Annotated in this window: 21 protein-coding genes and 1 pseudogene; 7 read left to right on the top strand and 15 right to left on the bottom strand. The window is 61.4% G+C overall.

From position 1 onward, the window contains the following. Positions 1-24: 24 nt before the first annotated feature. The 4 genes from EOS_RS21215 to EOS_RS21200 form a co-directional block, all read right to left on the bottom strand. Entirely contained in the window at positions 25-1,038 is a 1,014-nt protein-coding gene (locus EOS_RS21215) for a substrate-binding domain-containing protein (protein ID WP_047848661.1), read from the bottom strand. A gap of 48 nt (positions 1,039-1,086) precedes the next feature. Then, a complete protein-coding gene (locus EOS_RS21210; RefSeq protein ID WP_047848660.1) occupies positions 1,087-1,647 on the bottom strand; it encodes a DsrE family protein in 561 nt (186 codons plus the stop codon). A gap of 58 nt (positions 1,648-1,705) precedes the next feature. Next, positions 1,706-2,476, bottom strand: a complete 771-nt coding sequence (locus EOS_RS21205; RefSeq protein WP_047848659.1) for a ferredoxin--NADP reductase — start codon at positions 2,474-2,476, stop codon at positions 1,706-1,708. A 177-nt stretch (positions 2,477-2,653) separates the two neighbouring features. Then, positions 2,654-2,908 carry a DUF4148 domain-containing protein gene (locus tag EOS_RS21200; RefSeq protein WP_047848658.1) on the bottom strand — a complete coding sequence of 85 codons (255 nt, stop codon included), beginning with the start codon at positions 2,906-2,908 and terminating at the stop codon, positions 2,654-2,656. Positions 2,909-3,250: 342 nt separating this feature from the next. On the opposite strand from EOS_RS21200, the gene EOS_RS21195 reads away from it, so the two are divergent. The 3 genes and pseudogenes from EOS_RS21195 to EOS_RS49310 all read left to right on the top strand — a co-directional run. After that, positions 3,251-4,360, top strand: a complete 1,110-nt coding sequence (locus EOS_RS21195) for a TQO small subunit DoxD (protein WP_047848657.1) — start codon at positions 3,251-3,253, stop codon at positions 4,358-4,360. 640 nt (positions 4,361-5,000) lie between these two features. Continuing rightward, complete coding sequence (locus EOS_RS21190; RefSeq protein WP_047848656.1) at positions 5,001-6,446, top strand: DEAD/DEAH box helicase; 1,446 nt, start codon at positions 5,001-5,003, stop codon at positions 6,444-6,446. 62 nt (positions 6,447-6,508) lie between these two features. Further along, a pseudogene (locus tag EOS_RS49310) lies at positions 6,509-6,631 on the top strand (IS630 family transposase); the annotation flags it as partial. A 142-nt stretch (positions 6,632-6,773) separates the two neighbouring features. Here the strand turns inward: EOS_RS49310 and EOS_RS21185 are convergent. From EOS_RS21185 to EOS_RS21175, 3 genes are all read right to left on the bottom strand, one after another. Beyond that, the gene (locus EOS_RS21185; protein ID WP_047848655.1) at positions 6,774-7,325 is read right to left on the bottom strand and encodes a thioredoxin family protein; all 552 of its coding nucleotides are present in this window, start codon (positions 7,323-7,325) and stop codon (positions 6,774-6,776) included. 76 nt (positions 7,326-7,401) lie between these two features. Further along, the gene (locus EOS_RS21180) at positions 7,402-10,167 is read right to left on the bottom strand and encodes an MGH1-like glycoside hydrolase domain-containing protein (protein WP_047848700.1); all 2,766 of its coding nucleotides are present in this window, start codon (positions 10,165-10,167) and stop codon (positions 7,402-7,404) included. 321 nt (positions 10,168-10,488) lie between these two features. Further along, positions 10,489-11,397 carry a LysR family transcriptional regulator gene (locus EOS_RS21175; RefSeq protein WP_047848654.1) on the bottom strand — a complete coding sequence of 303 codons (909 nt, stop codon included), beginning with the start codon at positions 11,395-11,397 and terminating at the stop codon, positions 10,489-10,491. Between the two features lie 131 nt (positions 11,398-11,528). On the opposite strand from EOS_RS21175, the gene EOS_RS21170 reads away from it, so the two are divergent. Further along, the gene (locus EOS_RS21170) at positions 11,529-12,488 is read left to right on the top strand and encodes an alpha/beta fold hydrolase (protein ID WP_063779099.1); all 960 of its coding nucleotides are present in this window, start codon (positions 11,529-11,531) and stop codon (positions 12,486-12,488) included. Between the two features lie 253 nt (positions 12,489-12,741). Here EOS_RS21170 and EOS_RS21165 read toward each other — a convergent pair whose 3' ends face one another. Together EOS_RS21165 and EOS_RS21160 are read right to left on the bottom strand one after the other, a co-directional pair. After that, positions 12,742-13,152, bottom strand: coding sequence for a hypothetical protein (locus EOS_RS21165; protein WP_047848653.1), 411 nt, complete (start codon positions 13,150-13,152; stop codon positions 12,742-12,744). Positions 13,153-13,209: 57 nt separating this feature from the next. Next, positions 13,210-13,977, bottom strand: a complete 768-nt coding sequence (locus EOS_RS21160; RefSeq protein ID WP_047848652.1) for a COG4705 family protein — start codon at positions 13,975-13,977, stop codon at positions 13,210-13,212. A gap of 351 nt (positions 13,978-14,328) precedes the next feature. Between EOS_RS21160 and EOS_RS21155 the strand changes: the two genes are divergently transcribed. Next, positions 14,329-14,742 (top strand): DoxX family protein, encoded by a 414-nt coding sequence (locus tag EOS_RS21155; protein ID WP_047848651.1) that lies wholly within the window; start codon positions 14,329-14,331, stop codon positions 14,740-14,742. Between the two features lie 184 nt (positions 14,743-14,926). Then, complete coding sequence (locus tag EOS_RS21150) at positions 14,927-15,637, top strand: YceH family protein (RefSeq protein ID WP_047848650.1); 711 nt, start codon at positions 14,927-14,929, stop codon at positions 15,635-15,637. A 50-nt stretch (positions 15,638-15,687) separates the two neighbouring features. Here EOS_RS21150 and EOS_RS21145 read toward each other — a convergent pair whose 3' ends face one another. The 5 genes from EOS_RS21145 to EOS_RS21125 form a co-directional block, all read right to left on the bottom strand. Further along, entirely contained in the window at positions 15,688-17,121 is a 1,434-nt protein-coding gene (locus EOS_RS21145; protein ID WP_047848649.1) for an efflux transporter outer membrane subunit, read from the bottom strand. Beyond that, positions 17,118-20,327: an efflux RND transporter permease subunit gene (locus EOS_RS21140; protein ID WP_047848648.1), complete on the bottom strand. Its 3,210-nt coding sequence runs from the start codon at positions 20,325-20,327 to the stop codon at positions 17,118-17,120. Before EOS_RS21140 ends, EOS_RS21145 begins: the two co-directional genes overlap by 4 nt. A gap of 12 nt (positions 20,328-20,339) precedes the next feature. After that, positions 20,340-21,554, bottom strand: coding sequence for an efflux RND transporter periplasmic adaptor subunit (locus EOS_RS21135; RefSeq protein ID WP_047848647.1), 1,215 nt, complete (start codon positions 21,552-21,554; stop codon positions 20,340-20,342). A gap of 258 nt (positions 21,555-21,812) precedes the next feature. After that, the gene (locus EOS_RS21130; RefSeq protein WP_047848646.1) at positions 21,813-23,120 is read right to left on the bottom strand and encodes an ATP-binding protein; all 1,308 of its coding nucleotides are present in this window, start codon (positions 23,118-23,120) and stop codon (positions 21,813-21,815) included. Next, complete coding sequence (locus EOS_RS21125; protein WP_047848645.1) at positions 23,113-23,853, bottom strand: response regulator; 741 nt, start codon at positions 23,851-23,853, stop codon at positions 23,113-23,115. The genes EOS_RS21130 and EOS_RS21125 overlap by 8 nt, the downstream gene beginning before the upstream one ends. A 248-nt stretch (positions 23,854-24,101) precedes the next feature. Between EOS_RS21125 and EOS_RS21120 the strand changes: the two genes are divergently transcribed. Then, on the top strand, positions 24,102-24,968 hold the full coding sequence (locus EOS_RS21120; protein ID WP_053063998.1) for an intradiol ring-cleavage dioxygenase: 867 nt from the start codon (positions 24,102-24,104) through the stop codon (positions 24,966-24,968). Between the two features lie 56 nt (positions 24,969-25,024). Here EOS_RS21120 and EOS_RS21115 read toward each other — a convergent pair whose 3' ends face one another. Then, positions 25,025-25,957, bottom strand: a complete 933-nt coding sequence (locus EOS_RS21115; RefSeq protein WP_053063997.1) for a glycoside hydrolase family 6 protein — start codon at positions 25,955-25,957, stop codon at positions 25,025-25,027. Between the last annotated feature and the right edge of the window lie 3 nt (positions 25,958-25,960).

Below are 25,960 nucleotides of genomic sequence, written 5' to 3'. Positions count from 1 at the left end.
GATGCAAGCTGGTGGCAGGCGCGTTCATCCGGCGTTAGCCTGGTAGGGCTTGAACCCGTACCGTTCGAAGATCGCGAGCCCTGCGGGCGAGCGGATGAAGTCCAGCCAACGTTGAGCAGCCTCGGCGTGAGGCGCATGCGTTGTCATGGCCCCCGCATAGATTGCCGTCGTGTTGTCGGCAGCAGGAATGTCCACATGACTGATGGGATGGCCGGCCCGTTCCTCGAACATCGCTTCGGATTGCCAGGTGACACCTGCCTGCGCCTTGCCCTGCATAATCCACAGCGGCGTCTGCCGGTGATGGATGTGCGTCAGCACGGTTGACCCGTCGGCGACTTTGGTGCCGTACACGCCGTTGAGCAGCGTGTCGCCCCCCGCATGTTCGAGCGACGTCTTGATCTGCCGTGCGATCCCCTCGAATTTGGGATTCGGCATCGCCAGCCGGACCTCGGGCCGGCCGAGATCGGCGAGTCTGGTGATATGAGCTGGGTTGTCCGCTGGCACCATGATGGTCAGTGTATTCGTCACATACGGCTCCGCCGGCGCCTGCAAACGCCCCGCGTCAATCTGCTTCTGCACGGCCTTGAGCCCTGCAAGATACACATCAGCCGGGACAGTCCAGGTCATGTTGCCGACCGTGACGGTGCCACCGTTTTCCATCTGCCTCACTAGAAGGCCCGGCGGAATCGTCTCCCAGTAGACATGGCCTTTGTACTGCGGGTAATGCGTCTCGAACGCCTGCACGAGTGGCGCCATCGCAAAGAAGTAGTTGCCGCCGACGTAGAGCACCAGCGAAGGATGAATGGGGTCCCCATGGAAATCGGCAAGATTGTCCGCGTCGGGTTCGGTGAACGACAAGCCGCGTGCCGGACTGTCGTTGTTCGCGCCGTGTTGCCACGGCGGATAGACGCTCTGGCTATGCGTGATGCCGGTGATGCCGGTGGCCGGCGCGCCCTCGGCATGGACGGACCCGATGACGATGGCGCCGATGGCGCTCATCATGCATGCGGCGAGAGTTTTTCGGTTAATGGTGAACATGCTGTGGACTCCGGATGATCAAAGATGGCACGCGCGCCGAATGGGCGCTTACAGCGGCATCAACGCGTAACCCTGCTGCTCAAGGGTGGTGACGGTGGTCAGGCCGGACAGCGCGAGCGTTACATCCGGATCGATCCAGCCATACTGGAAATGATGTTCAGCCACCGCCTGCCCGCATTCCGCGATTGTCACGCCGGCTTTCTTGAGTTCCGCGATTAGCGGGAGATTGGGGTTGGGCACGCCGTACGCTGACCGGTAGTGCGCATCGTCGAGTGCGAGCGGCGTTGCCGCGCCATAGGCAACTGCAACGAATTTGAGTTTGCCCAATGGCACGCCTGCGGCTACATAGAGGTTGACCGTGCGCGCCACGTGGTCCAGCGCCGGGTTGACTTTGTCAGGCTTTGCGGTGCCTTGCGTCATCGCAAAGACTACCTTGTAGGTGTGGCCAGGCTGCGGTTTGAACGCACCGTCGGGCAGATAGTGAATGTTTCCGTAGCCCTGAATCGTTGGTGTCGTCCAGAAGCCGGCTGGATCCGCCGGCGCGGCGTGTGCTGACACAGAGGCGAGCGCAACCAAAGCGGTGGCGAGAAAAGTTTTGATTTTTTTCATGACTGGTTCTCTTAACGGAGATGGTTCAAAGGTGAATGACGCTGGCTTGCCGGCCTGGTCATGAAACGAAGGCCCGCTCGACCACATAGTGTCCTGGGGCCAACTGATTACCCTCGTCGAAGCCGCGGGCTTCGAGTAGTACGCGCGTGTCGCGCAGCATCGCGGAGCTACCGCACAACATGATCCGGTCGCGCTCGATCGAAAACGGCGGCAGTCCAGTGTCGACGAACAGCGCTCCGGTGTCGATCAGATCGGTAATGCGGCCGGTGTTCGCAAACGGCTCGCGAGTGACAGATGGGTAATAGATCAGTTGCTCACGCGCCTGCTCGCCCAGGAACTCGTGTTGAGGCAGCGCGGTCATGATGTAGTCGCGATAGGCAAGTTCACGGACGTACCGGCAGGTGTGGGTCAACACAATGCGATCGTAGCGCTCGTACACCGCCGGGTCGCGAATCACGCTCATGAATGGCGCGAGGCCCGTGCCGGTGGAGAGCAGCCATAACACACGGCCGGGCAGCAGGTTATCGACGATCAGCGTGCCGGTCGGTTTGCGGCCAATCAGCAGCGGATCGCCGCTCTTCAGGTGCTGTAGTCGCGACGTGAGCGGGCCGTCCGGAACCTTGATACTAAAGAATTCCAGTTCTTCATCGTAGTTCGCGCTTGCAATGCTGTAGGCGCGCATCAACGGCTTGCCGTCGATTTCAAGACCCACCATGGTGAACTGGTCGTTTTCGAAGCGAAACGACGGATCGCGCGTGCAGGTAAAGCTGAAAAGCGTATCCGTCCAGTGGTGAACGGACAGTACGGTTTGCGGATTCAGGTTGCTCATGGCTGCAATGTGAGGCGAGCGCAGGTAGGAGATCGCGCGAGGCGGACCTGTCCGGCCGCCCCGTCGCGCCCAGTCCCGGCGCTGCGGGTTTATCTGTTGCGAGACACGCAAAGTTGATGCATCGCTCGATATCGATACGGACTACGAATCTACTCATGAGTGAGTGCACAGATACGCTCAGCCTCCCTCGTACAGGGCGTTGATGCGTGCTAGCGACCCGTCCTTCTCTGCCTGAACCAGCTGATCGTAGACCTGCTTGCGCGTCAGCCCGTGCGCTTGCTGGGCAGCGGCACCGGAGGGCAGGTGCTGGGTCTGGGAGACTTGCGGCTGCGATGCACCTGCGTCTTGTTGAGCAGCCTGTGCTGCCGAACAGAGCAGCGATGCTGCGAGTGTCAATGCGACAGGGAGGGAAGAAGAGAAGATCTTGCTCATTTCCGGTCCTTACAGTTGGGTGAGTTGTGCGGCTCGTTGCGATTGATTAATCGTTGGGAGTGCGTGGACCCAGTGTAGGGACACGAGTCATTCATGAAAAATACAATAGTGATATCTCTGCCATGCGTTGCGTATATAGGTGCCCTTTGATGGGTCAAATATAAAAACGCGATGTCGTCGAGTTGGATACCAAAAAATTATGGCGCCAATGCCATTAATGTATTTTTGCCGACGCCCCGCCTTCTATACGCTGCACAGCGATGATTGGTTATTCCGGGACACTGCCCGAGCGGGCCGCGAACCTCCAGTCAGATGACGAACATTCACTTCAGAGGTTCTTGTATGAGTTCAATTGCATACCATGCTGCCAGTCACGAACGCGCTGTGAGCGAGCAGGACCAGCGTACGTGGCGTATTTCGGCCATCTCCCTGATGTCGGTCCGTGTCATTCAGGGCTTTATCTATTGGGGCGGAGGTTCGCGGCGATTCATTTATGCGCCCGGTAAGCTCAATCCGCATGCCGCGCACTGGATGGCCAACAAGTTCCAGACGGCGATGCCAGGAGCGCTTCTCGGTATGGACCATGTGATCAGTTTCATGTTGCATCACTTCTATCTGCTGTATGGCGGCGTGATTCTCTTTAGTGCTGCTGAACTGATTGTCGGGCTCATGCTGATGGCGGGCCTCTTTACGCGCGCCGCGGCACTCGCTTCAATGGGTTTTTCCGTATTGCTCATGCTGATGTTCGGCTGGCAGGGGGCGACGTGCATCGACGAATGGACGATGGCGGCCTGCAATCTTGCCATGGGTGCGACGTTGATGCTGGGAGGCAGTGGCGCCTGGTCGCTGGACAATGTCCTGCTGCGCAACAAGCCGCAGCGGGCAGACAGCGGCTGGTTCAAATGGGCTTCGGGCAGCAGGGCGCTGCCGCTTTCGGATACTGGCTTTCGCAACCTCGCGCTCGCGGTATTGACCTTTGTAGTCGTGTTCAACGTTGGGACGTACAGCTACTACCGTGGTTCCGTCGTGACGCCGTTTCATAGCGGCCCTATTAGCCCGACCGCCCATCACCTGACATTGGCTCGCGCGGCCGTTCTCGCTGATGGAAGCGTGCGCTTTCATGTTGCGCTCGATGCCGGGACCGCTGAGGCGCCGGTGCACGTCGTCGCGGCTGAATTGCTCGATGCGAACAGGGCGCCCGTCGCGCAATGGAATGCTGAGGCACTCTCAAAGATGCCGAAGACTGCGTTCAACAACGACTATGCCTATAACAAATTCGGCCCGGGTCCGTTCGGCCTGCGCGCGGCGATGGGCGCTGCTTCGACGGTCACGTTGCCGGCGCCGACCGTTCATACGGGCGCAACCGTCAGCGCACGGACATTGCAATTGACGGATGTCGATGGACGCGTCTTTTCGACATCTCTGCAAGACGCATCAGGGGCCGTGCATTGATGGTACCGATCGATCGCCACCAGTCGTCAAGTTGCCGCTGAAGAGGCGCGGGATCCAGCGGCCGGAGTGGGGTCGTGCACTGCCGTTCGACGACGATCAAAGCAGCCGCTCACCAAGATTGCTCGACCGTCGTCGGAACCTATACCAGCCATTGACGCGTTGATGAACCAACGACCGCGATGGCCGACGAATTGCCGCTTGAGCACCCTTCTGCAATCGGCTGTTGATCGGCCTTTGCCGTCATTCGAGTATCGGCGTTTGTCAGGCGGCTACGGGTCGCTTTCCTGACATTCGAAGGTCGAAGGTCGCGAATGACCGGTCTGACCGAGACCGGATGCGTACTCTCGACCCAGTAGAAGCGATGCCACAGGACTCTGGCCTAATTTCGGGCAGTTGGCGGCGATGTAGGTGCGCGCGTGGCTGGTTGCGCGGCCACTGGCGCGTTTGCTGTTGATGCAATTGGGGCTCGCCCTGGCGGCAGTACTGCTCGTCGGCCCCTTGTAGTACAGGTTGCCGGCGCGGCGCCCGGCACCGCTACGTTTTTCAGTGGCGATCAACGTCGATCCTTTTTGACCGTTGATCCGCGCGGCGCAATCAGGCGGTAACCGCTAGAATTGCGGCTTTAGGACGGAATACGGCAATGTCTTTTGCCTCGCTTGGCCTGATCGATCCCTTGCTGCGTAATCTGCAGGACCTCAATTACCAGACACCTACGCCGGTGCAGGCCAAGGCGATTCCTGCTGTGCTCAGTGGCAAGGACGTCATGGCTGCGGCACAGACCGGCACTGGCAAAACGGCGGGTTTTGCGTTGCCGTTGTTGCAACGGCTGGTGGAACACGGCCCGGCGGTGTCCAGCAACCGCGCGCGTGTTCTGGTGCTGGTGCCCACGCGTGAACTGGCCGAACAAGTGTTGCAAAGCTTTATCGATTACGGCAAAGGCCTCGACTTACGATTTCTGGCCGCCTACGGCGGTGTGAGTATCAACCCGCAGATGATGACGTTGCGCAAAGGCGTGGATGTGCTCGTTGCCACGCCGGGCCGTTTGCTGGATCTCAATCGCCAGAACGCAGTGCAGTTCGATCAAGTACAAACGCTGGTGCTGGATGAAGCCGACCGCATGCTGGATCTGGGCTTTGCGCGCGAACTCAACGCCGTCTTTGCTGCATTGCCCGCTCAGCGCCAGACCCTGCTGTTCTCTGCCACGTTTACCGATGATATCCGCGCCATGGCGGCGGCCATTCTCCGCGGCCCGGTCAACATCAGCGTCGGCTCGCCCAATGCCACGGCCAGCAAGATCAAGCAGTGGGTGGTGCCGGTGGATAAAAAGAACAAGCCTGACCTCTTCATGCACCTTGTGGCTCAGAACAACTGGGAGCACGCGCTGGTGTTCGTCAAAACCCGCAACGGCGTGGATTACCTAGCGGCCATGCTGGATGAAGCGGGCTATGCGGTCGACACCATCCACGGCGACAAACCGCAACCCGCGCGCCTGCGTGCGCTGGAGCGCTTCAAGACGGGCGAAGTACATATGCTGGTAGCCACCGATGTAGCTGCGCGCGGGCTGGATATCGACGACCTGCCGCTGGTGATCAACGTTGATCTGCCGATCGTGGCGCAAGACTATGTGCACCGTATTGGCCGTACCGGTCGCGCGGGCGCCAGCGGCGTGGCAGTGTCCCTTGTGTGTGCCGATGAAGCGCCGCAACTGGCCGCGATTGAAGCGCTGATCCGGCAAACGCTGCCCCGTGAAGAAGAGGCGGGTTTCGAAGCCGAACACCGCGTGCCGCAAACTAGTGCGACGGGCCAGATCATCAAGAAACCCAAAAAGCCGAAGAAGCCGAAAATGCCACAAGGTGCGCCGGGCCCCATGCAGGTGCTCAGCAAAAAACTGCGCCCGCAAAGTGGCGAAAACGATCGCAAGCCTGCGGTTCAGCGCGCTGTGGCCGAGGGTAAAGGCACAAGCTTCTCCAGCGGTAACCCATTCAGCGTGCAAAAGCCACGCAGCAAACCCGCCAGCAAGCCAGTTGCGGGTTCACGTAAGCCGGCTGGCAAACCCGCTGGTGGCAGCGGCAAACGCCAACCCTGATGCGAGGGAATGAGTAACGCCAGCCCTGGAACCGGCTGGCGGTTTGCGGCCCGCTGCCAGGTAAGCGTATCGATCAATTCGTCTCCCACTACAACGAGAATTGCAAACCTTTTACATGGACCGCTTCCGCTGACTCCATCCTCGCAAAGCTACAAAGGCGGTCTTCGCGTCGCCCTACGACCGGGGCCATGCTGTTCGACTGGACACTCGCAGGCGAAGCAGTCGCGCGGCGACAGCGCCATCACAGTCGTCGACTTCTCGGACATTGCCCCATCGGACGTTAGCGTACGAAGCCATGGAATAGACGGCACCCGGTGCGTCGCCGCCTCACGCACTCTTCCACTTGATCGCGCATCCGAACGCTGGATACTGCATATCCGGGCCGACGCTGGTTTGCGCGATCTGCTGCATCGCCTCGAACAGTTCCCGGCGCGCGTCGGGAACCGGATCCTTGCGTGAAGCATCCAGCCTGCCGCGGTATCGCAACAGCAAGTTGGCGTCGACGCCGTAGAACTCCGGCGTGCACACCGCGCCGTACGCCCGCGCAACCTGCTGCGTCTCGTCATGCAGATACGGGAAAGGCAACTGCCACTCGGCCGCGAGTGTCACCATGCGTTTGAACGAATCCTCCGGATAGACAGTGGCGTCGTTCGAGTTGATCCCCACGGTGCCAATACCCAGTGCCGCCAACTCGCGCGCTTCGCGCACGATTCGCGGTAATGCAGTCTGCACGTACGGACAATGGTTGCACATGAAGATCACGACGAGCCCCTTCATGCCGCGCACGTCGTTGAGCGTATAGGTTCGCCCGTCAGTTGCGGGCAGCGAAAAGGCGGGCGCGGCAAGGCCGAGTTCGTCTGCGGGAGATTCGGTAGCCATCGATTGCTCCTTGAATCACGGGGTCGAACAATTCATCTTGCATTGTGCTCCGATACCGCTTCCAGCGGCCGGAACGCTAGCGCGCCATGGCCGGTGCGGTGTCTCCGGCCACTGGCGCGGCCACCGGCGCAACATCAGGCGCTACATGGGACAACTTCATCATGCGCGGCTGGAGCAGCAGCGCGACGAGCCCGCTCCAGCCGGTCTGATGCGAAGCGCCGACGCCGCGTCCGTTGTCACCGTGAAAGTACTCATGGAATAGCACGAGATCCTGCGAACGCGGGTCGGCTTGCAGCATCGGATAGGCCGCCATCACGGGCCGCACGCCTTGTGCATCTTTGAGAAAGAGCGTGGTGACGCGCCGCGCAAGGTCGTCGGCAATCTCGCTCAGCGAAAGACTGTTGCCAGTTCCCGTCGGATATTCGACGCGAAACTCATCGCCGTAGTAACGATAGAACTCATACAGCGATTCGATCAGCAGGTAGTTGACCGGTATCCAGACCGGCCCGCGCCAGTTCGAATTACCGCCGAACACACGCGAGTCAGATTCGGCTGGCTGGTATTTAATGCGGAGACTCACGCCGTCATGATCGAAGACGTACGGTGCATCGTGATGCACACGGGACAGCGCCCGCACGCCGTGCTCCGAGAGAAACTCGTTTTCATCGAGCGCGCGGCGCAATAGCGATTTCATCCGGTGTCCGCGCAACAGCGAGAGCAGCGTGGTGTTGCCCTTGCCAGGTTCGGTCCAGCGCGACACCAGCTTTGCCAGATTCGGTCGATGATCGAGGAACCACGCCAGTCGTTCGCGCAATCCCGGCAGATGGCCGTACACCCGCTCCTCGAGCACGTGAACGGCGAAGAGCGGAATCAGCCCGACGATCGAACGAATGCGCATGGGCACACGGGTTCCGTCCGGAAGGTGCAGTACGTCGTAGAAGAATTCGTCGTGTTCGTCCCATAACCCTGTGCTGCAGCCTTCGTTACAACTGACTGCTTCCGCGATATACAGAAAATGCTCGAAGAATTTCACTGCGATTTCGACGTACGCGTTGTTCGTCATCGCCAGTTCGAGGCCGATCTGCATCAGGTCGAGCGCGTACGAGGCCATCCATGCCGTGCCATCGGCCTGATCGATGCGCCCGCCGGTTGGCAGCGGCGAAGACCGGTCGAAGATGCCGACATTGTCGAGCCCGAGAAAGCCGCCCTGAAAGATGTTGCGGTCATCGGCGTCCTTGCGATTGACCCACCACGAGAAATTGAGCAGCAGCTTGTGGAACATGACTTCGAGAAACTCGTGATCGCCAACGCCCGTCACCTCGCGGTCGAGTTCATACACACGCCATGTTGCCCACGCATGAACGGGCGGATTCGCATCGCCGAACGCCCATTCGTAGGCGGGCAATTGCCCGTTCGGATGCATGTAGCGCTCCTTCACGAGCAGCAGTAATTGTTTCTTCGCGAAGTCGGGATCGATCATGGCGAACGCGACCGCATGAAACGCGAGGTCCCACGACGCGTACCATGGGTACTCCCACTTGTCGGGCATGGACACGATGTCGCCATTGCACATGTGCCGCCAGTCCGCGTTGCGGCCGTGCCTGCGTGCTCTCGGTGGCTTCGGTTGGCCGGGGTCACCGTCGTGCCAGCGCGTCACGTCGAACTGGTAGTACTGCTTCGACCACAGCATGCCGGCGAGCGCTTGACGCTGCACGAGCCGTGCATCGGCGTCGGGGATGTCGTGCTGAAGCGCCGCATAGAATTCGTCGGCCTCCGCTTGCCGGCGCGCGAAGAGCTCGTTCATGTCGAGCGGCACCGCATCCGGAGCCGCGGCCGAAGACGATTCTGGACGCCAGCGCAGATACAGCACCGAGCGCTCATGAGGCGCGAACTGCAGGACCACATGCGCGGCGGCGCGGGTGCCCTGGTTACGCCGGATTGCCTGCTCGTCGCCGTCAACGAGGTAGTCATTGAAGCCGTCCTTGAACGGCCCCGCTCCATCGATGCCGAAAATGCGGCGCACATTCGTTTCGTTTTCGCAGAAGAGCCACTCGATCGGCTGTTGCGCCGACGCCGTCACGATCATCGTTCCGAGCGCGGGATTGCGCGCGGGATTGTGGGCGATCACGCGCGCGCCTTCCTCCGCATTCGGCTCCAGCGTAAGCGAGGGCTTGCCGAACTTGCCCGACCACGCCCATCTGTTGCGCGCCCAGAATTGCGGCAACACATGAAGCGCCGCGCGCTGATCCGCGCGGTTTTCGACGGTAACGCGCATCACGATATCGTCGGGTGTGTGCTTCGCATACTCGACGCAGACGTCGAAGTAGCGGTTATCGTCGAACACGCCCGTATCGAGGATTTCATATTCGGGCTGATCGGCGCCGCGCCGCAGGTTTTCGTCGATCAGATCCTGGTACGGGTACGCGTCGTGCGGATACTTGTACAGCATCTTCATGTACGAATGCGTCGGCGTGCCGTCGAGATAGAAGTAAAGCTCCTTCACGTCCTCGCCGTGATTGCCTTGCGCATTCGTCAACCCGAAGAGCCGTTCCTTGAGGATCGAATCGTGCCCGTTCCAGAGCGCGAGCGATACGCACCAGTCGAGCGGGTCGTTGCCGAATCCGGCAATGCCGTCCTCACCCCAGCGGTACATGCGGCTGCGCGCATGATCGTGCGGAAAGTAGTCCCAAGCGGTGCCGTCTTCGCTGTAGTCTTCGCGAACCGTGCCCCATTGCCGATCGCTCAGATAAGGTCCCCAGCGGCGCCATTGGTCGAGTTCCGGACCATGGAGACGGGAACCTTCGTTCGACTGGAGCAGATTGATTGCGCGTAGCGGTGGCATGGAACCTCCCGACCCGACATCGACCATCCTACTCCGGGTCGACAGGAGCGAGCGTGCGCAGACCGAGCGATGTGAGCAAAGCTTTCATGCTGACATTCGAACGTCGGCTTCGTCCAAATTTCATCTAACGATTGAACCGTATCGATATCGACATTTTCAGCCAACTCAGCAAAATACCTCTTCGGAGGTTGGTATCGAGTCTTCGTCATACCTCGCCCGGCTCTTCAGAAAATATGGCGAGCCGCTGCCAGGCACATTCCGGAATCCTATCAATATTTCATTGCGGTTTATAAGGCACGTCAGCAGAGCAATTAACGAACGTCAATAACGGTCCCACGGCGGCTCGTCCTTAAAAGCCTTAGCCAGGTAATCAATAAACTGACGCACTTTCGACGGCACATAGCGCGCGGTTGGATAAACCGCGTTGATGGTCAACTCGGCGGTTCTATAGTCTGGAAGCAGCTTGACGAGGTTCCCGGCCTTGATATCTTTTCCAAGAACGAAGGTGGGGCCATACGCAATCCCGACGCCCGCGAGCGCGGCCGAGAGCAGCATTTGCATGTTGTTGGCCTGCATCCGAAGCGGTCCGTCGATCACGTGTTCGCGATTTTGTTTATCGGTCAGCACCCACTCCGGAACCGACACCGCTTCATTGAACGCCAGACGAGGCGCGCGGCGTAAGTCCTCGGGGTTTTGCGGCGTACCCTCGCGCTCAAGGAACGCCGGCGATGCGCACATTGCCATCCGGCACGGCGCAAGACGCCGGGCAACAAGGTCGGAGTCGGGCAACTGGCCGATGCGGATCGCGACATCGATACCCGCGCTTTGCAGGTCGACATAACGATCGTCGAGCGAGACCTCAATGTTGACGTGAGGGTGATCGTCCAGATAACGCGCCACGACCTCTCCCATATGCAGGGTCCCGAACGTTACCGGTGCCGCGACGCGCAAGGTGCCGCGCACCGTGCCGTGCGTATCGCTGGCCTCGCGGTTGGCGTCGTCGAACTCTTCGAGAATGCGCTGGCACCGGACGTAGTAAGTGCGGCCGGCGTCGGTAAGACTCAGGCTGCGCGTGCTGCGATGGAGCAGACGCACGTTCAGCTCGGCTTCGAGCGCGCTGACGTATTTGCCGGCCATCGAAGCGGACAAGCCAAATCGTCTGCCGGCGGCAACGAGACTGCCCTCGTCAACGGCGGCAACGAACACTGCAATGCTTGCAAAGCGGTCCATTTTTATTCGATAGCCAGAAGATCGGGTGATGATATTAAAACGGGGATTATCGCCTTTGGTGCGCTAATCTACCATCGCCTTGTGAGTTTGACCGAGCACCGGTCAAGCCGCCGATATCAAGGAGAACCGCGATGAAAATAGCGTCGAACGGCATACAGATTCATGTCAAGAATCAAGGCAACGGCATGCTGCCGATCGTTTTTCTGCACTACTGGGGAGGCTCGTCGCGCACGTGGGACGACGTCATTGCGGCGCTTCCTGCGCGGTACAGGACGATTGCGCCCGATCTTCGCGGCTGGGGTGACTCCGACGCGCCGGCCGCCGGATACGCGCTCGCCGACTTCGCCGACGATGCAGAGCAGATGATTGCCGCGCTGAATTTGCAGCGGTTCGTATTAGTTGGTCATTCGATGGGCGGCAAGATTGCACAGTTGCTCGCGTCGCGACGCCCGCAGGGATTGGCAGGGCTTGTGCTCGTCGCTCCTTCGCCCCCGGTACCCTTGGCGCTACCGCCGGAGGTGCGGGCGGCAATGGAAGGCGCCTACCTTTCGCGAGAGTCTGTCGGCATGGCGATAGACCAGATGCTGACTGCCAAAACGCTGAGCCCGAAACATCGGGAGCAGGTCATTGAAGACAGCCTGCGCGGCGCCCTTCAGGCGAAGCTGGCGTGGCCGCAGGCTACGAGTCTGGAAGACCTCACGCATGATGTCGCCGTGATCGAAGTGCCGACCATCGTCATTGCGGGCGAGCTCGATCGCATCGACGGCATCGCGATACTCGAAGCGGAATTGCTCACTCGCGTGCCTCATGCCGTCATGCATGTGCTGCCCGGTACTGGGCACTTATCCCCGCTTGAATCGCCGGCAGAAGTCGCCGGGATCATTCGCGAATTCGTCGATGGGCTTGAGCGTGCCAGCGGTGAAGCAATCACGGTCACGTTGCTAATGAACGTGAAGGAAGGTTTTGCGGAGGAGTTTGTTAGCGGACTGCCGGCGACGATACGCGAAACGTCATCTTCACCGGGCGCGCGGTCCGTTCGTGCGTTTCGTAGCGCCGAAAACACACACGCGATCCTGTTTGTCGAGGAGTGAGAAAGCGAAGAGGCGTTCAGGAAATACATCGCGTGGCGGACCGAGCGTGGCGATATGGAAAGGCTGGGTCAAATGCTCTCGCAGCCCCCAGAGATTGCTACGTGGTCCACAGCAATGCAGGCCCTGAGTTAAAACTTGACCGTACGATGGCGCCGATTGTTTCCTGTTCCAAAGTTCGCGGCAACTCGACCGACCACCGCTGTTCCCATCCGCTACGGCCTTCGCTAACGAATGGGAACGCGGTAACCGGGTGTTAAGCCTTTCCGCTTACGCGGTCGATTTCCTTGAGAAGATCAGCCAGCGATTGCTTGCACTCGGCAGCGTCCGGCGTACCCGCGCGTAGCGCTGACAATGCGCGATCGATTGCTTTATCGACGACATGCCAGTCTGCTGCCGAGCGCGGCTTCAGGGAAGGCTCTGCCTCATCCCAAGAGGTTTCGAGATCCTTGATGCGTGTCTTTGCGCCGGCAAGATTGCCCTTGTTCACCAAGGTCGAGGTATCGACGACAATCGCCCGGAAGGGTGCCAGATCGCCGAGCTTCGACGCCGTCGCCGCGTGAGCCGATGCAATGATCTGGGCTGAAGGGAAGACGTGTCCGGTTGCGACTACCGTGACGCCAAGCGCTGCGGCCAGAAGGGCGCGGGAAAGGGTAATTCTGTTCATTGGATTTTCTCCTGTGCTGGTGATCCACTCAGACTGCAAGCGAAAGGTTTTTGGCAATCATGCTGCGTCGAATGGACCGTCTGACGGTGTTGTCCGGCCCGTTCGGTTCCGGCCCGCGCTCACGAGCGAGACCAGGGCGACGATAACCACCAGGAACACCACGCTGGTCGTTACGTTGCCGAATCCCAAGCCTCCGTAGGACCGTGCCTGGGACAACAGGTCACCCAGCGACGCCCCCAACGGGCGCGTCAGGATGTAGGCCACCCAGAACGTCAACACGGCATTGGCGCCGAGATAAAACGCAGCCATGGCGATGGCGATGAGCGCTCCGAACGCGACCACGCCAACCCTGAATCCAAGGCCGAGCGCTTCGGTTGCCAGGTCGCCGGCGGCCGTGCCCAACGCGAACGTGGTCAGGATGGCCGCCCAGTAGAAGAGCTCGCGCCGCCTGGTAACAATTGTGTGGATGGACAGCGTCCGCTCGCTGCGGTACCAGATCGCAAAAATCGCGGCCAGAGCGATGGCGAAAACAGTTGTGCTGACATAAAGACTGATCCCGAGTCCGTCGGTGAGGGCATCGGTGATCTGTGTCCCCACTACGCTCACGAGTACCACGCACAGCCAGTAGATCCATGGCACGTACTCGCGCGAACGAAGCTGCAGCACCAGTGCGATGACCAGTAACGTGCCCATGATCGCGCCCGTTACGGCGGTGCCGAGACCCACGTGGACCGCTAGATAATCGGCACCGGTTTCGCCGACTGTCGTCGACATGATTTTGATAATCCAGAAAGCGAGGGTGACCTCCGGGACTTTGTTGAGCATGTCGGAAACATGTCTGCTGGTAAGGTTACTCACGCTCTTTCTCCATTTGTGCCCCACGACTGCGGTTAACCGATTGCCGAGCGTGAAGCGCCCGGCCTTTGAGTAGTACGTTGCGGAGCACTATATGCAATGGAACCTTATGGGTACCTTAACGCTCGGGCTGCCGTGTCGAACCTGTCAATGTCGCATCGTAAAGAACGCCGGTTCGCCATGACCGGCGGCGCGTCTCTCGTGCAGTAAAAAATCCTGTCGTTTGCAGGCCACAACATAGCGGTGCTAATGTTCGACAGGCGCGCCGATCAAGCGTCGCCCTCCCGTGTACGGTCGTCCTCTTCCCAAAGGAAAGTCATCATGCGATACACCCTCTTCGAGCGCCGTAAGGACGAACTGATTCTGGTCGCACGCATACTGCTGATGATCCTGTTTTTGATCTTCGGGTGGAGCAAGCTGACAAGTTTCTCGGGCACGGTCGGTTTCATGGCCTCGGAAGGCGCGCCGCTTCCCATGGTCTCCGCCATCATCGCGGTCGTCATGGAGTTTTTTGTCGGTATTGCGATCGTGGTCGGGTTCTACACGCGGCCGCTCGCGCTCATCTTGGCGGTCTATACGCTGGGCACGGCCCTCATTGGGCACCACTTCTGGACGATGACCGGCGACGCGCATATCGCCAATATGATCAACTTCTACAAGAACATCAGCATCATGGGCGGCCTGCTGCTGTTATGCGTGACCGGCCCGGGCAGATATTCGATCGATCGGAAGTAACGCCTTCACTCACTGTTGCATGTTGCACGGTAGCGCGTGGCGGGCCACGACGTGCTCCGCTGCTTCACCGCGTATTCTCGGGATAACGCAGGGCGGATATCATAGGGCTCTTTGATCGCCCATAGACGTCCGCCCGGCTCACGCCAGGTCCGAATTCAAGTATCTGCACCTAGCGACCTCAAGCATGAACTCCACTCCCGATGCCCCCTCACGCCCAGCCCTGCGCACCCTGACGCCTCTCGAGGCGCGCGTGCTGGGGGTGCTGGTCGAAAAACAGCACACGGTCCCGGATGCGTATCCGCTGTCGGTCAACGCACTGACCTCGGGCTGCAACCAGAAGACCGCCCGCGCGCCGGTGATGAACGTCACCGAGGCCGACGTCCTCACGACCATCGACGACCTGAAACGCCTGAGCCTGGTGTTTGAAGGCAGCAGCAGCCGCGTGCCGCGCTTCGAGCACAACATGAACCGCGTGTTAGGGATCCCCAGCCAGGCCGCTGCATTACTCACAACATTGATCCTGCGCGGGCCGCAGACAGCGGCGGAGTTGCGCCTGAACGCCGCGCGCCTGCATGGTTTCGCCGATATCTCGTCGGTGGAAGCATTTCTCGTTGAACTCGCCGCCAACGAGCCGGCCCGCGTCGTGAAACTGCCCCGCACGCCGGGCGAGCGTGAAAGTCGCTGGGCGCATTTGCTATGCGGTGAAGTGAGTATGAGCGCGAGCGAAGGTTCGGCGGGCGGTGCTCTCGACGACTCCGTGTCGTACACGGAGTTCGAAACACTGAAGGCCGAGCAGAAGCGGCTCAACGCGGAGCTGGTCCAGCTCCGCGCGATGGTGGAGCAGATGGCTGCCGAGTTGGGGATCACCATCGACAAGACCACCGGCCAGTCCTGAGTATTACGCAATGCGCCTGGATGACGGCATTGCGTACATACACACTGCTGTCAATCCACCCCGCCGCCCAGCACCTTATACAAGGTAACGAGATTCGACTGCTGCGACAGGGTATCGGACGCAAGCTGCTGTTGGGCGGTATAGAGCGTGCGCTGTGCATCGAGGAACGTGAGGAAGCTGTCCGTGCCGGCCTTATACCGCGCCTGTGCAAGCATGTAATAGCTCTGCGCGGAAGTCACATAATCGCGATCCGCGACGACCTGATCGATGTATGTTGCACGCGCCGTCAACGCATTCGATACTTCCTTGAACGCGGTCTGGATCGTGCTTTCATAGTCGGCAATCTCGATGTTCTTTTCGATCTTCGCAACGTCCAGCGACGCCTTGTTGCTGCCGTAGTCGAAGATCGGCAGGGACACGGTCGGCGCGAACGCCCACGCGCCCGTTCCTGCCTTGAACAGACCGGACAGCGTTGAACTCGATGTTCCCGCCGTCGTGGTCAGTTCGATCTTCGGGAAGAACGCCGCACGCGCCACGCCAACGTTCGCGTTGGCCGCCTTCAAGGCATGCTCGGCTTCCAGGATATCCGGGCGGCGCGTGAGCAAGGTCGAAGGCAGGCCTGCGCCGATATCGGCGAACATCGACGTGTTGGAGGCCTGGTCGAACGCGGGGGCGGGCGGCAGGTCGTCCGGGATCGGCGCGCCGAGCACCGCGACCAGGTTGTTGCGGTCCTGAGCCACAGCCCGCCTGTACGACGCCAGGCTCGCCTGCGCACTGGCTAGGGTGTTCTGCGCCTGCCTCACATCGAGCAGCGACGAATTGCCCAGTTCCTGTATGCGCTTCGTGACGTCGTAAGTGGCCTGGTCGGCGGCAACCGTGTCCTGCGTGATCTTCAGCAAGCGCTCATCCGAGAGCAAGGTCAGGTAGTCGGTCGCCACCGTTGCGATGAGGCTGATCTGCGTGCTTTGACGCGATGCCTCGGTCGAGAGGTAGTTTTCCAGCGCTTGCCGCTTGAGGCTGCGCAGACGCCCGAAGAAGTCGACTTCCCATGACGTCGTACCGATGTTGACATCGTTCGATACGCTCGTTGCGCCTAACGTGCGTTCGCGCGTCACGCTGCCGCTCGCGGATATCGACGGCGCAAGTGCCGCACGCGCGATGCGATATTGCGCCTCGTATTCGGCCACGTTCAACGCAGCTACGCGCAGATCGCGATTGTTGTCGAGGGCGATCTGGATCAGCCGCTGCAGGCGTGGATCGCGAAAGAAGGTGCGCCATTGGGTATCGACGGCGAGTGTTTGCGATGTATCTGCCGCAGGCTTTTGCGCGGCCGTCGTGCTCTCGTAACCGTCGCCTTGCGGATAGGTTGCGGCCACCGGTGCGGCGGGCCGCTCGTAATGCGGGTCGAGCGTGCAGCCGGCGAGCGTCGCGATCGTTGCAAGCGCCAGTAACAGCAGGCATGCGCCCAGTTTGAGTCTCATCATTGCTCACCTTCGTTTTGCGTGGTGTGGCCGTGCTCGCCGAACAGACGCCGCACGACAACGAAGAACACCGGCACGAAAAAGATCGCGAGGACGGTGGCGGCGATCATGCCGCCCATCACGCCGGTGCCGATGGCATGGCGGCTCGCCGATCCCGCACCCGTGCTGATGACGAGCGGCAACACGCCGAACACGAACGCGAGCGAGGTCATCAGGATGGGCCGCAAGCGCAGGCGCGCGGCTTCGAGCGTGGCGTCGATCAGGCTGCGGCCTTGCGCTTGCAGGTCTTTAGCGAATTCGACGATCAGGATTGCGTTCTTGGTCGAGAGGCCGATGGTCGCCAGCAGCCCGACCTTGAAGTAGATGTCGTCGGGAAGCCCGCGGAGTTGCGCGCCGAGCAGCGCCCCCAGCACGCCGAGCGGCACGACGAGGATCACCGCTATAGGAATGGACCAGCTTTCGTAGAGGCCCGCGAGACACAGGAACACGACGATCACCGAAATCGCGTACAGATAGATCGCCTGCGAGCCCGCGAGGCGCTCCTGATAGGACTGCCCCGTCCAGTCGATGCCAAAGCCCGCAGGCAGCTTCTTCACAAGCGCTTCGACAGCGTCCATCGCCTGGCCCGTGCTGGCGTTCGCGCCGGTCTGCGCGGTGATTTCCATCGCGAGCGTGCGGTTGAAGCGCTCGATCTGCGGCGGGCCGAAGCTCCACTTGCCGGAGGAGAAGGTCGAGAAGGGCACCATCTGGCCGTCGTAGCTGGTGGTGCTCGTGGTCGTGCTGCTGCTCGATGTGCTGGACGTACTGGACGTACTGGACGTAGATGTACTCGTGCTCGTACTCGACCTCACATACCAGCGCCCGATGTCCGCAGGCATCATCCGGTAGGGCGCGTCGGCCTGCACGTAGACCTTCTGGATGCGGCCCGTATCGACGTAGTTGTTCACGTAGGTGGAGCCGAACGCGGTCTGCAGCGTGTCGTTCACATCGGCGACGGAAAGCCCGAGCGCACTGGCCTTCTCGCGATCGATATCGACGTGGAACTGCGGGGTATCGTCGAGACCGCCGGGACGCATGCCCGAGAGCATGCTGTTGTTCGCGGCCAGCGCCATCAACTCGCGGCGCGCGGCCATCAGCTTGTCGTGGCCTTGGCCCGCGCGATCTTCCAGCTCGAAGTCGAGCCCGCTCTGCGTGCCGAGTTCCTGGATGGCCGGTGGATTGAGCGCGAATATCTGCGCGTCGCGCGCGGCGGTCGCGAAATGCATGTTGGCATGCAGGATGATCGACGACGCCTGTCCGTCCTTGCCGCGGCGCGTGCTCCAGTCCTTGAGCTTGACGAACGCGAGGGCATTGTTCTGGCCCGAGCCGTTGAAGCTGAAGCCCGTGAGCGTGATGATCTTGTCCACCTGCGGCAGGCCGAGATAATAGGCTTCGACCTGCTTCACCGTCTCGAGTGTCTTCGCGGAAGGCGTGCCGACCGGCGTCGAGATCGACGTGATGATGATGCCCTGGTCCTCCTCCGGCAGATAAGACGAAGGCAACTTTGTGAAGAGCAGCACGACTACACCCGCGATCAAGGCGTAGATCACCAGGTAACGCACCGGCTTGCCGACCACGCGCGATACGCCCGCGGAGTAGCGGTCGGTACCGCGCGCAAGCACGCGGTTGAACCAGCCGAGCAGGCCGCGTTTCTCGTGATGCTCCACGTCAGAACGCTTGAGCAGCGTCGCGCATAACGCGGGGGTGAGCGTGAGCGCGAGGAACACGGAGAGCAGCATGGCCGCCACGATGGTGATCGAGAACTGCCGGTAGATCGCGCCGGTGGAACCGGAGAAGAAAGCCATCGGGATGAACACGGCGATCAGCACGGTCGTGATGCCGACAAGCGCCCCGGTGATCTGCTTCATCGCTTTCCGGGTCGCCTCCAGCGGCGAAAGTTTCTCCTCCGCAATCAAGCGCTCGACGTTCTCCACGACCACGATCGCGTCGTCCACCAGCAGGCCGATGGCCAGCACGAGCCCGAACATGGAGAGCACGTTGATCGAGAAGCCGACCACCGACATCACCGCGAACGTACCGAGCAGCGCAACCGGCACGACGATGGTCGGGATCAGCGTCGCCCGCAGGTTCTGCAGGAACACGTACATCACGACGAACACCAGCATCACCGCTTCGATCAGCGTCTTCACCACCTCTTCAATCGAGATGCGCACGAACGGCGTGGTGTCGTAGGGATAGTCGACCACCACGCTCTGCGGCAACTGCGGAGTCAGTTGGTCGAGCTTCGCGCGCACGGCCTTCGCGACGCTCATTGCGTTCGCACCGCTCGCGAGCTTGACCGCAAGCGACGCCGCGGGCTTGCCGTTCAGCCGCGAATCCGTGCTGTAGTCGTCGCCGCCCACTTCCACGCGGGCGACGTCGCTTAGCAGGACCTTCGAGCCGTCCGTGTTCACACGCAGCAGGATCGAGCCGAACTGCGCGGGCGTGGTGAGCAGGCTCGACGCGGAGATGGTGGCGTTGATCGCCTGCACCTTCGTCGACGGTGAACCGCCGATCTGGCCGACCGACAGTTGCACGTTCTGGTTGGTGATCGCCGTGGTGACATCGCTTGCCGTCAGGCCCACCGACTGCAGCTTGACCGGGTCGAGCCACACGCGCATGGCGTGCTGTGCGCCGAACAGCGTCACGTCACCCACACCGTCGATCTGGGTCAGCGGGTCCTCGATCTGCGTGGCGATGACGTTGCCGAGATCGATGGAATTCATGCTGCCGTCGGAGGATGAGAGCGAGACGATCATCAGGAACGCGTTGGCCGCCTTCGCCACCTGCACGCCCTGGTTCTGCACCGTTTGCGGCAACGAGGAGGTTGCCTGCTGCACCTTGTTCTGCACTTGCACCTGCGCGATGTCGGCGTTGGTGCCCTGCTGGAAGGTCAGCGTGATGGTCGCCGTTCCCGCGTTGCTGCTGGTAGACGACATGTACAGCAGGTTGTCGATGCCGCTCAGTTTCTGTTCGATCACCTGCGTGACCGTGGTCGCCACGGTTTCGGCGGAAGCGCCTGGATAGGTCGCCGTGATTTGCACGGAGACCGGTGCAACGCTCGGATACTGCTCGACGGGTAACGTCCGGATGGAAGCTGCACCGACCATCATGATGACGATGGCGATGACCCACGCGAGAATCGGTCGGTTGATGAAAAAGCCTGCCATGAGGTTCTCGCTTTAGCTGCGGATGGCCGACGCGGCCGTGGCCGCTGTAGCCGGGGTATCGGAAGGAGAGGGGCTTTCGACTGCCTTGACGAGCGCACCCGTTCGCACTTTCTGCGAACCCGACACGATCACCCGGTCGCCGGCCTTAAGGCCGCTCGTGATGACCCAGTCCGCACCGTTCGCCGTGTTGGCGGCCACGGGCGTTTGTACGACCTTGCTGTCGGCGCCGACTGTGAGCACGCTGGCCGAGCCGTCGGACGCACGCGATACCGCCAGTTGCGGCACCGTGATCGCCTGCTGGTTCACGCCTTCGTCGAGCCGCGCGCGCACGAACATGCCCGGCAGCAACGCGCCCTCCGGATTCGGAAACACGCTGCGTAGCGTGACCGAACCGGTGGTGGCGTCGACGGTAATATCCGAGAACAGCAGCTTGCCGGCATGCGGATATTCACTGCCGTCTTCCATCACGAGATGCACGACAGCGCCGTCGTTGCCGGCCTGCTGCAACTGGCCGCTCGCGAACTCCTTTTGCAACCGCAGCCAGTCCACCGATGAACGGGTGACATCGAGATACATCTCACTGGTCGCCTGCACGGTGGCTAGCGCCGTGGTCTGCACGGCCGTGACGAGCGCGCCTTCGGTCACACTCGACTTGCCGATACGCCCGGCTATCGGTGAGATGACCTTCGTGTAACCCAGGTTGATCGCGGCTGTCTTTAATGCCGCGCGATCGGCGACCACGTCGGCCTTCGCTTCCTGCAGCGACGAAATCGCGTCGTCGTAGTCCTGCTTGCTCACGCCATCTATCTTCGATAAATCCGTATAACGCGTCGCCTTCGTTTGCGCGGCATCGGCCGTGGCTTGCGCTTTCACGAGCGTCCCGACGGCCTGGTCATAACTTGCCTGGTAGCTGGACGGGTCGATCTGGTAGAGCACCGCGCCCGCCGCGACCATCGAGCCTTCGGTGAAGAGCCGCTTCATGACGATGCCTTGCACCTGCGGCCTGACATCGGCCACGCGGATGGCGGAAAGGCGGCCGGACAGTTCAGTACTCGCCATGATCGGATGTGGGGCGATGGTCTCGACGCCCACTTCGGGAACGCCCTGTGGAGGGCGCTGCGCGCCGCCGTCGCCACACGCGGCGAGCGAAAACGCGGCAGCGGCAACGGCTATGAGCGCACGCGGCGATCGTGAAGTCACTACGGATACCTTACGGATTCTGGTCATGCGGTGAGCATCCTTCGATCAAGGTTCGACAAAGGGCCGCCGGGCAAGCATCGATGCGCAGGTCTTTCGAAAAACGCGAGGGAAAGCGAAGGAGGGTCGCCTCAAGAGGCGCTTGACCAGGCCATCGAGGCCCGGAGAAAACCGCGCAACGCCATGCCAGCGGCAAGGGATAACCCTAGCTTAACGAGCAGCGTCTTACGCTGGCTTAGTGACTGATTACGAGGTGTAACGTTGCCGCGGGAGGTCGCAGCGGCGTCATCAGGCGGGAGTGCGCGAGGGGAAATCGAGCACGACGGCGAGGCCGCCGCCGTCGGCATTGTGCATCGACAGGTCGCCGCCGTAACGGCGCGTAAGGCGCCGCACGATGGTCAGGCCGAGGCCGCAATGCGCGTCGCCACCGCGGGCTGGATCGAGTCGCACGAAGGGCCTGAGCGCCCGCGCGAAATGGGCTTCGGGCATGCCCTTACCGTGATCGCGCACGCTCAGCCGGTCACGCCCGTTGCCGCGCGACGTCGCGATGCAAAGCGGTGGCGCGCCGTAGGTGAAGGCGTTTTCTACGAGGTTCGAGAGCATCCGGTCCAGTTCTACGGCCGGCAGACGGAAGTCGTCGCCCGCCTGCAGGTCGAGTTCGAAGAGCGGCTCGCGGGCGAGCACATCGCGTCCGTCGACGTCGGCTTCCGCTTCCGCGTAGTGCGCACGGCAGAATGCATCGACAGAAATCCACGGCGCATGCGTGTCCGCTTCGGTATCGCGGGCAAAGTCGAGAAATTGCGTGACGATCTGCGCCAGCGATTCGGTGTCGTGGAAAAAGCCGTCGCGCACGGTGGCGCTCGGAACAAGGTTCGCGCGGACCTGGATACGCGTGATCGGCGCGCGCAAATCATGCGCTACACCCGCCAGCATGACCGCGCGTTCCTGTTCGGCGTCGCTCAGTTCGCGAGCCATTTCGTTGAAGTCACCAATCAGCCCTTTTACCTCGGACGGACCGTTGGCGAGGACCATCGGCGGACGATGGCCCAGACGGAATTCGCGCGCCGCCCGAGCGAGTCTCAGCACGGGCTTCTGGATCTGCCACGCGCCGAGCAGCGCGATGGCAATCGCGAGGAACAGCATGAGCGCACTGGCGCTCAGCAGGCGGCTGATGGGGGGCACAGCTGCAGGAATCACGAGCCATCGCGACGACGGCCCGTAGCGTATCCACATGAGCGTCTCGGTGTGGTCGAATACCGCGCGGCTTTGCGGCGGCAGGTCCGCGCGCAGGGCGGTCTCGAATGGCCCGTGGGTATCGGCGCACGGCGGCGGACAGCCGGGCGGTGTTGATTGCGGCCCGGCATCGACATAACGCAGGCCGAGCGCGGCGGCGAGACGCTCGCTCGAACCGTCGGCGGCGCTTGCCGCCGGATCCAGAACCAGGCGTACCAGCCGGCTGACGTGATCCGCTTCTACAACGGCGCGTTCGCGATCGACGATCACGAGCCACGTCAGTTGCATCATGACGAGCAGGCCCACCGACAGCAGCGCGAGCCGGCCGAAGATGCTGTTGAGGGGACGCAGGAACCTAGGCATCAGGGGCGTCGCCGGGGGCTCGGGGCGGCACGAACATATAGCCGATACCGCGCATGGTCTGGATGATGCGCGGCTGCGAAGGATCCTCTTCAATCAGTTGGCGCAGGCGCCAGATCGGCACGTCGAGGCCGCGCTCCGTGACGTCCGCATGCGTGCCGTACCAGAGCGTGAGCAGCCGCGCTCGCGACAGTGTTTCCATCGGGTGGCGGACGAGCACGTTGAGGAGGCGCAGCTCGCTGTTGGTGAGGCGCTGCGGCTCGCCGTCACGCGTGAGCGTGCGGCTGTCGTTGTCGAGTTCGAAGCGCCCGAAACGCACCGGTTCGGAGCGGTGAGTGGTCGGGCTTGGCGATCTGCCCGCTCCCTGCCGGCGCAGCACGGCGTGGATGCGCGCAAGCAGCTCGCGTGGCATGAAGGGCTTGCCGAGGTAGTCGTCGGCGCCCATTTCCAGGCCGATAACACGGTCGATGTCGTCCGCACGCGCCGTGAGCATGATGACCGGCGTATTGTCGCCGTCCGCGCGCAGCCTCGAGAGCGCGGTCAGGCCGTCGATGCCCGGCATCATCAGGTCGAGCACGATGATCGACGGCCGCTCGCGCATCACCACCTGATTCAGTTCGTGCGCGTCCTGCCGGAACGTGACCGCGAGGCCGCGTTCGTCGAAAAAAGCCTGCAGCAGATCGCGTAGCGCGGCGTCGTCGTCGACTAGAAGGATTCGGGTTTCGCTGTTGGACATGGCTTGAGCCTGGACAAGCTTTTGTAAGCTGTAATCGAAGCGACTATAAACGATGCGCGCCCGGGCCGTGTTACGGCATCTTAGCGATTCTTTCAGCACGTTGAGGCATGGGCGCTTGCCAGCTTGAGACCCCTAAGGCCCCGTAAAAGAAGGGTAACCAATGAAAATCCGTGGCGTCTTATAGTGCGGACGGAGCGCCTGGACTGTAACCGCCGGGGCGCTATTCCTGCCAATAAAAAGTGAATCAGATGGTTAGCAAGACCCGTATTGCGCGTCGCCGTTTTCTTTCTACCAGCCTTGCTCTGGGGGCCGCACTGAGATTTCCGGCTAGCGCACAAGCGGCCGAAAGCACGCACAGCAGCGGCTTATGCCTGCTAAGTGCAGAGCAGGAGGTCGGTCCATACTACATTGAAGACGAACTGCTCAGGTCCGACATTACCGAGGGACGGGCGGGTGTTCCGCTCTTCCTCAACATAGCGCTCGTCGATGCGCGCCGTTGTTTGCCGCTTGCCAATGCCATCGTCGATATCTGGCATTGCGATGCACTTGGCGTCTACTCCGGATTTACTAAGACCACGCAGAGCGCGTTACCGCCGGGGCCAATGCCCACCGGCGCGTTTGGACCGCCGCCCGGAGCCGGGGACCTGCATGGACGGCCGCCGCCACCGCCAAGCAAACCCACGGATCGACTGACTTTTTTACGAGGCGTGCAGCGCTCGGATACACACGGAAACGTCGTTTTCCAGACGATCTTTCCCGGCTTCTATCCGGGGCGGACCAATCACATTCACTTCAAGGTGCGAGTTGCCGGAAGCGCCGGCGATGGATCGCTTAAAGGCGAGCACGTCTCGCATATCGGTCAGATTTTCTTTCCAGAGAAGTTGACGCTCGAGTTGATGCAGGACCGGCCTTATCGCGAACATCGGATCCAACGCACGACGCTGGCCGACGATGGGGTGTTCCTCGATCAGCAGGGTGCGACATCGATAGCACGCGTTCAGGCTTTGGATTCGTCCACGGCGTCAAACGGATTGCGCGCGCAGATTATCGCGGTAGTCAATCCGGACGCGGAGCCTGTAGCAGCAGTACGGTCGGGCGGCGCGTTTCATGGGTGACTTGGTGCGCGGCGATAGAGCCGGAGTCCCCTCGCGGAACGGGAAGTGGCGCCGGCTCAGTCGCCATCGATAAGACGGACCGCCAGCTCCGGACTGAACGCCCCGGCGGGGGTTGTCGGAGCGGACCCGCATGCGCCGTCGGAATCTCCCGGGACCTTGATCCACACCGGCAGCATCGTGTCCGACACGGCATCTGTGCGTGCGCCGATCTTCCTGCCAGGCGGATTGCACCACTGGCCATCCGACCCATTCCCGTTACGACTTGTATCGACGGCAAACGGCTTGGTGTAGCCGAACTGCTGCGCTAAAGCGGCGTTCACCGAGTTCGCATAAGCCATCGATTCTTCGGTCGTATAGAAATTGGACACGTTCAAGGCAAATCCTTTCGCGTCGCTCAAGCCGGCAGCGTTCAGCCGCGTGGCCATGACGGCCGCGGAAATCCAGTATGCGTTTCCGGCGTCGAGATACACGTCCGCGGCCGGCGCATTGAGGCGAAAGCGCGAGACCGCATAACGCAGCAGATCGAGCCGCTCGTCGCGCTCGTCAGCGGTCTTAAAGCAGTCCAGTTGCGCTGTCGAATCCGGTTCGACAATAACCAGCGCCCGTCGATTGCCCACGCCGCGTGAGAACGAGTCTATCCACACGCGATAGGCCGAGGCATCGGCAACCCCTCCCGCCGACGCCCCTCCGCAGTCGCGATTGGGGATGTTGTAGGCAACCAGAATGGGTTTCCGATGCGCGGCATTCGCCTTGCCGGCGAAACGGCTCACGGCTGTGCGAACGTCGCCGCTCCAGTTGCCGAACCAGCGCGCCATCGGCACATTGGCAATCGATTCCGTGATGCGTGCTGCACGCGGGTCATCTGGATGAGCGCGTGCCCATAGTGCGGGACCCGACTCGGGATCGACATAAAATCCAGCATCGGCACGCGCTTGCGCCGCGCCGTAAAAAGCCAGAACCGCGATGACGAGACCGTGTTTGACGCGCATTTT

The sequence above is a fragment of the Caballeronia mineralivorans PML1(12) genome, from assembly GCF_001028175.1.
Taxonomy (GTDB): Bacteria; Pseudomonadota; Gammaproteobacteria; order Burkholderiales; family Burkholderiaceae; genus Caballeronia; species Caballeronia mineralivorans.
Note: the sequence above shows the minus strand (reverse complement) of the source record. Positions and strands in the feature narration are given on the sequence as shown.

Excerpts from the sequence above, each read along its gene's own strand:
- EOS_RS21175 (WP_047848654.1), bottom strand. The coding sequence starts at position 11,397 with ATGGACCGCTTTGCAAGCATTGCAGTGTTCGTTGCCGCCGTTGACGAG.
- EOS_RS21115 (WP_053063997.1), bottom strand. The coding sequence starts at position 25,957 with ATGCGCGTCAAACACGGTCTCGTCATCGCGGTTCTGGCTTTTTACGGC.
- EOS_RS21135 (WP_047848647.1), bottom strand. The coding sequence starts at position 21,554 with ATGACCAGAATCCGTAAGGTATCCGTAGTGACTTCACGATCGCCGCGT.
- EOS_RS21190 (WP_047848656.1), top strand. The coding sequence starts at position 5,001 with ATGTCTTTTGCCTCGCTTGGCCTGATCGATCCCTTGCTGCGTAATCTG.
- EOS_RS21125 (WP_047848645.1), bottom strand. The coding sequence starts at position 23,853 with ATGTCCAACAGCGAAACCCGAATCCTTCTAGTCGACGACGACGCCGCG.
- EOS_RS21185 (WP_047848655.1), bottom strand. The coding sequence starts at position 7,325 with ATGGCTACCGAATCTCCCGCAGACGAACTCGGCCTTGCCGCGCCCGCC.
- EOS_RS21200 (WP_047848658.1), bottom strand. The coding sequence starts at position 2,908 with ATGAGCAAGATCTTCTCTTCTTCCCTCCCTGTCGCATTGACACTCGCA.
- EOS_RS21205 (WP_047848659.1), bottom strand. The coding sequence starts at position 2,476 with ATGAGCAACCTGAATCCGCAAACCGTACTGTCCGTTCACCACTGGACG.
- EOS_RS21180 (WP_047848700.1), bottom strand. The coding sequence starts at position 10,167 with ATGCCACCGCTACGCGCAATCAATCTGCTCCAGTCGAACGAAGGTTCC.
- EOS_RS21170 (WP_063779099.1), top strand. The coding sequence starts at position 11,529 with ATGAAAATAGCGTCGAACGGCATACAGATTCATGTCAAGAATCAAGGC.
- EOS_RS21130 (WP_047848646.1), bottom strand. The coding sequence starts at position 23,120 with ATGCCTAGGTTCCTGCGTCCCCTCAACAGCATCTTCGGCCGGCTCGCG.
- EOS_RS21215 (WP_047848661.1), bottom strand. The coding sequence starts at position 1,038 with ATGTTCACCATTAACCGAAAAACTCTCGCCGCATGCATGATGAGCGCC.
- EOS_RS21145 (WP_047848649.1), bottom strand. The coding sequence starts at position 17,121 with ATGATGAGACTCAAACTGGGCGCATGCCTGCTGTTACTGGCGCTTGCA.
- EOS_RS21210 (WP_047848660.1), bottom strand. The coding sequence starts at position 1,647 with ATGAAAAAAATCAAAACTTTTCTCGCCACCGCTTTGGTTGCGCTCGCC.
- EOS_RS21120 (WP_053063998.1), top strand. The coding sequence starts at position 24,102 with ATGGTTAGCAAGACCCGTATTGCGCGTCGCCGTTTTCTTTCTACCAGC.
- EOS_RS21195 (WP_047848657.1), top strand. The coding sequence starts at position 3,251 with ATGAGTTCAATTGCATACCATGCTGCCAGTCACGAACGCGCTGTGAGC.
- EOS_RS21140 (WP_047848648.1), bottom strand. The coding sequence starts at position 20,327 with ATGGCAGGCTTTTTCATCAACCGACCGATTCTCGCGTGGGTCATCGCC.
- EOS_RS21165 (WP_047848653.1), bottom strand. The coding sequence starts at position 13,152 with ATGAACAGAATTACCCTTTCCCGCGCCCTTCTGGCCGCAGCGCTTGGC.
- EOS_RS21150 (WP_047848650.1), top strand. The coding sequence starts at position 14,927 with ATGAACTCCACTCCCGATGCCCCCTCACGCCCAGCCCTGCGCACCCTG.
- EOS_RS21155 (WP_047848651.1), top strand. The coding sequence starts at position 14,329 with ATGCGATACACCCTCTTCGAGCGCCGTAAGGACGAACTGATTCTGGTC.
- EOS_RS21160 (WP_047848652.1), bottom strand. The coding sequence starts at position 13,977 with ATGCTCAACAAAGTCCCGGAGGTCACCCTCGCTTTCTGGATTATCAAA.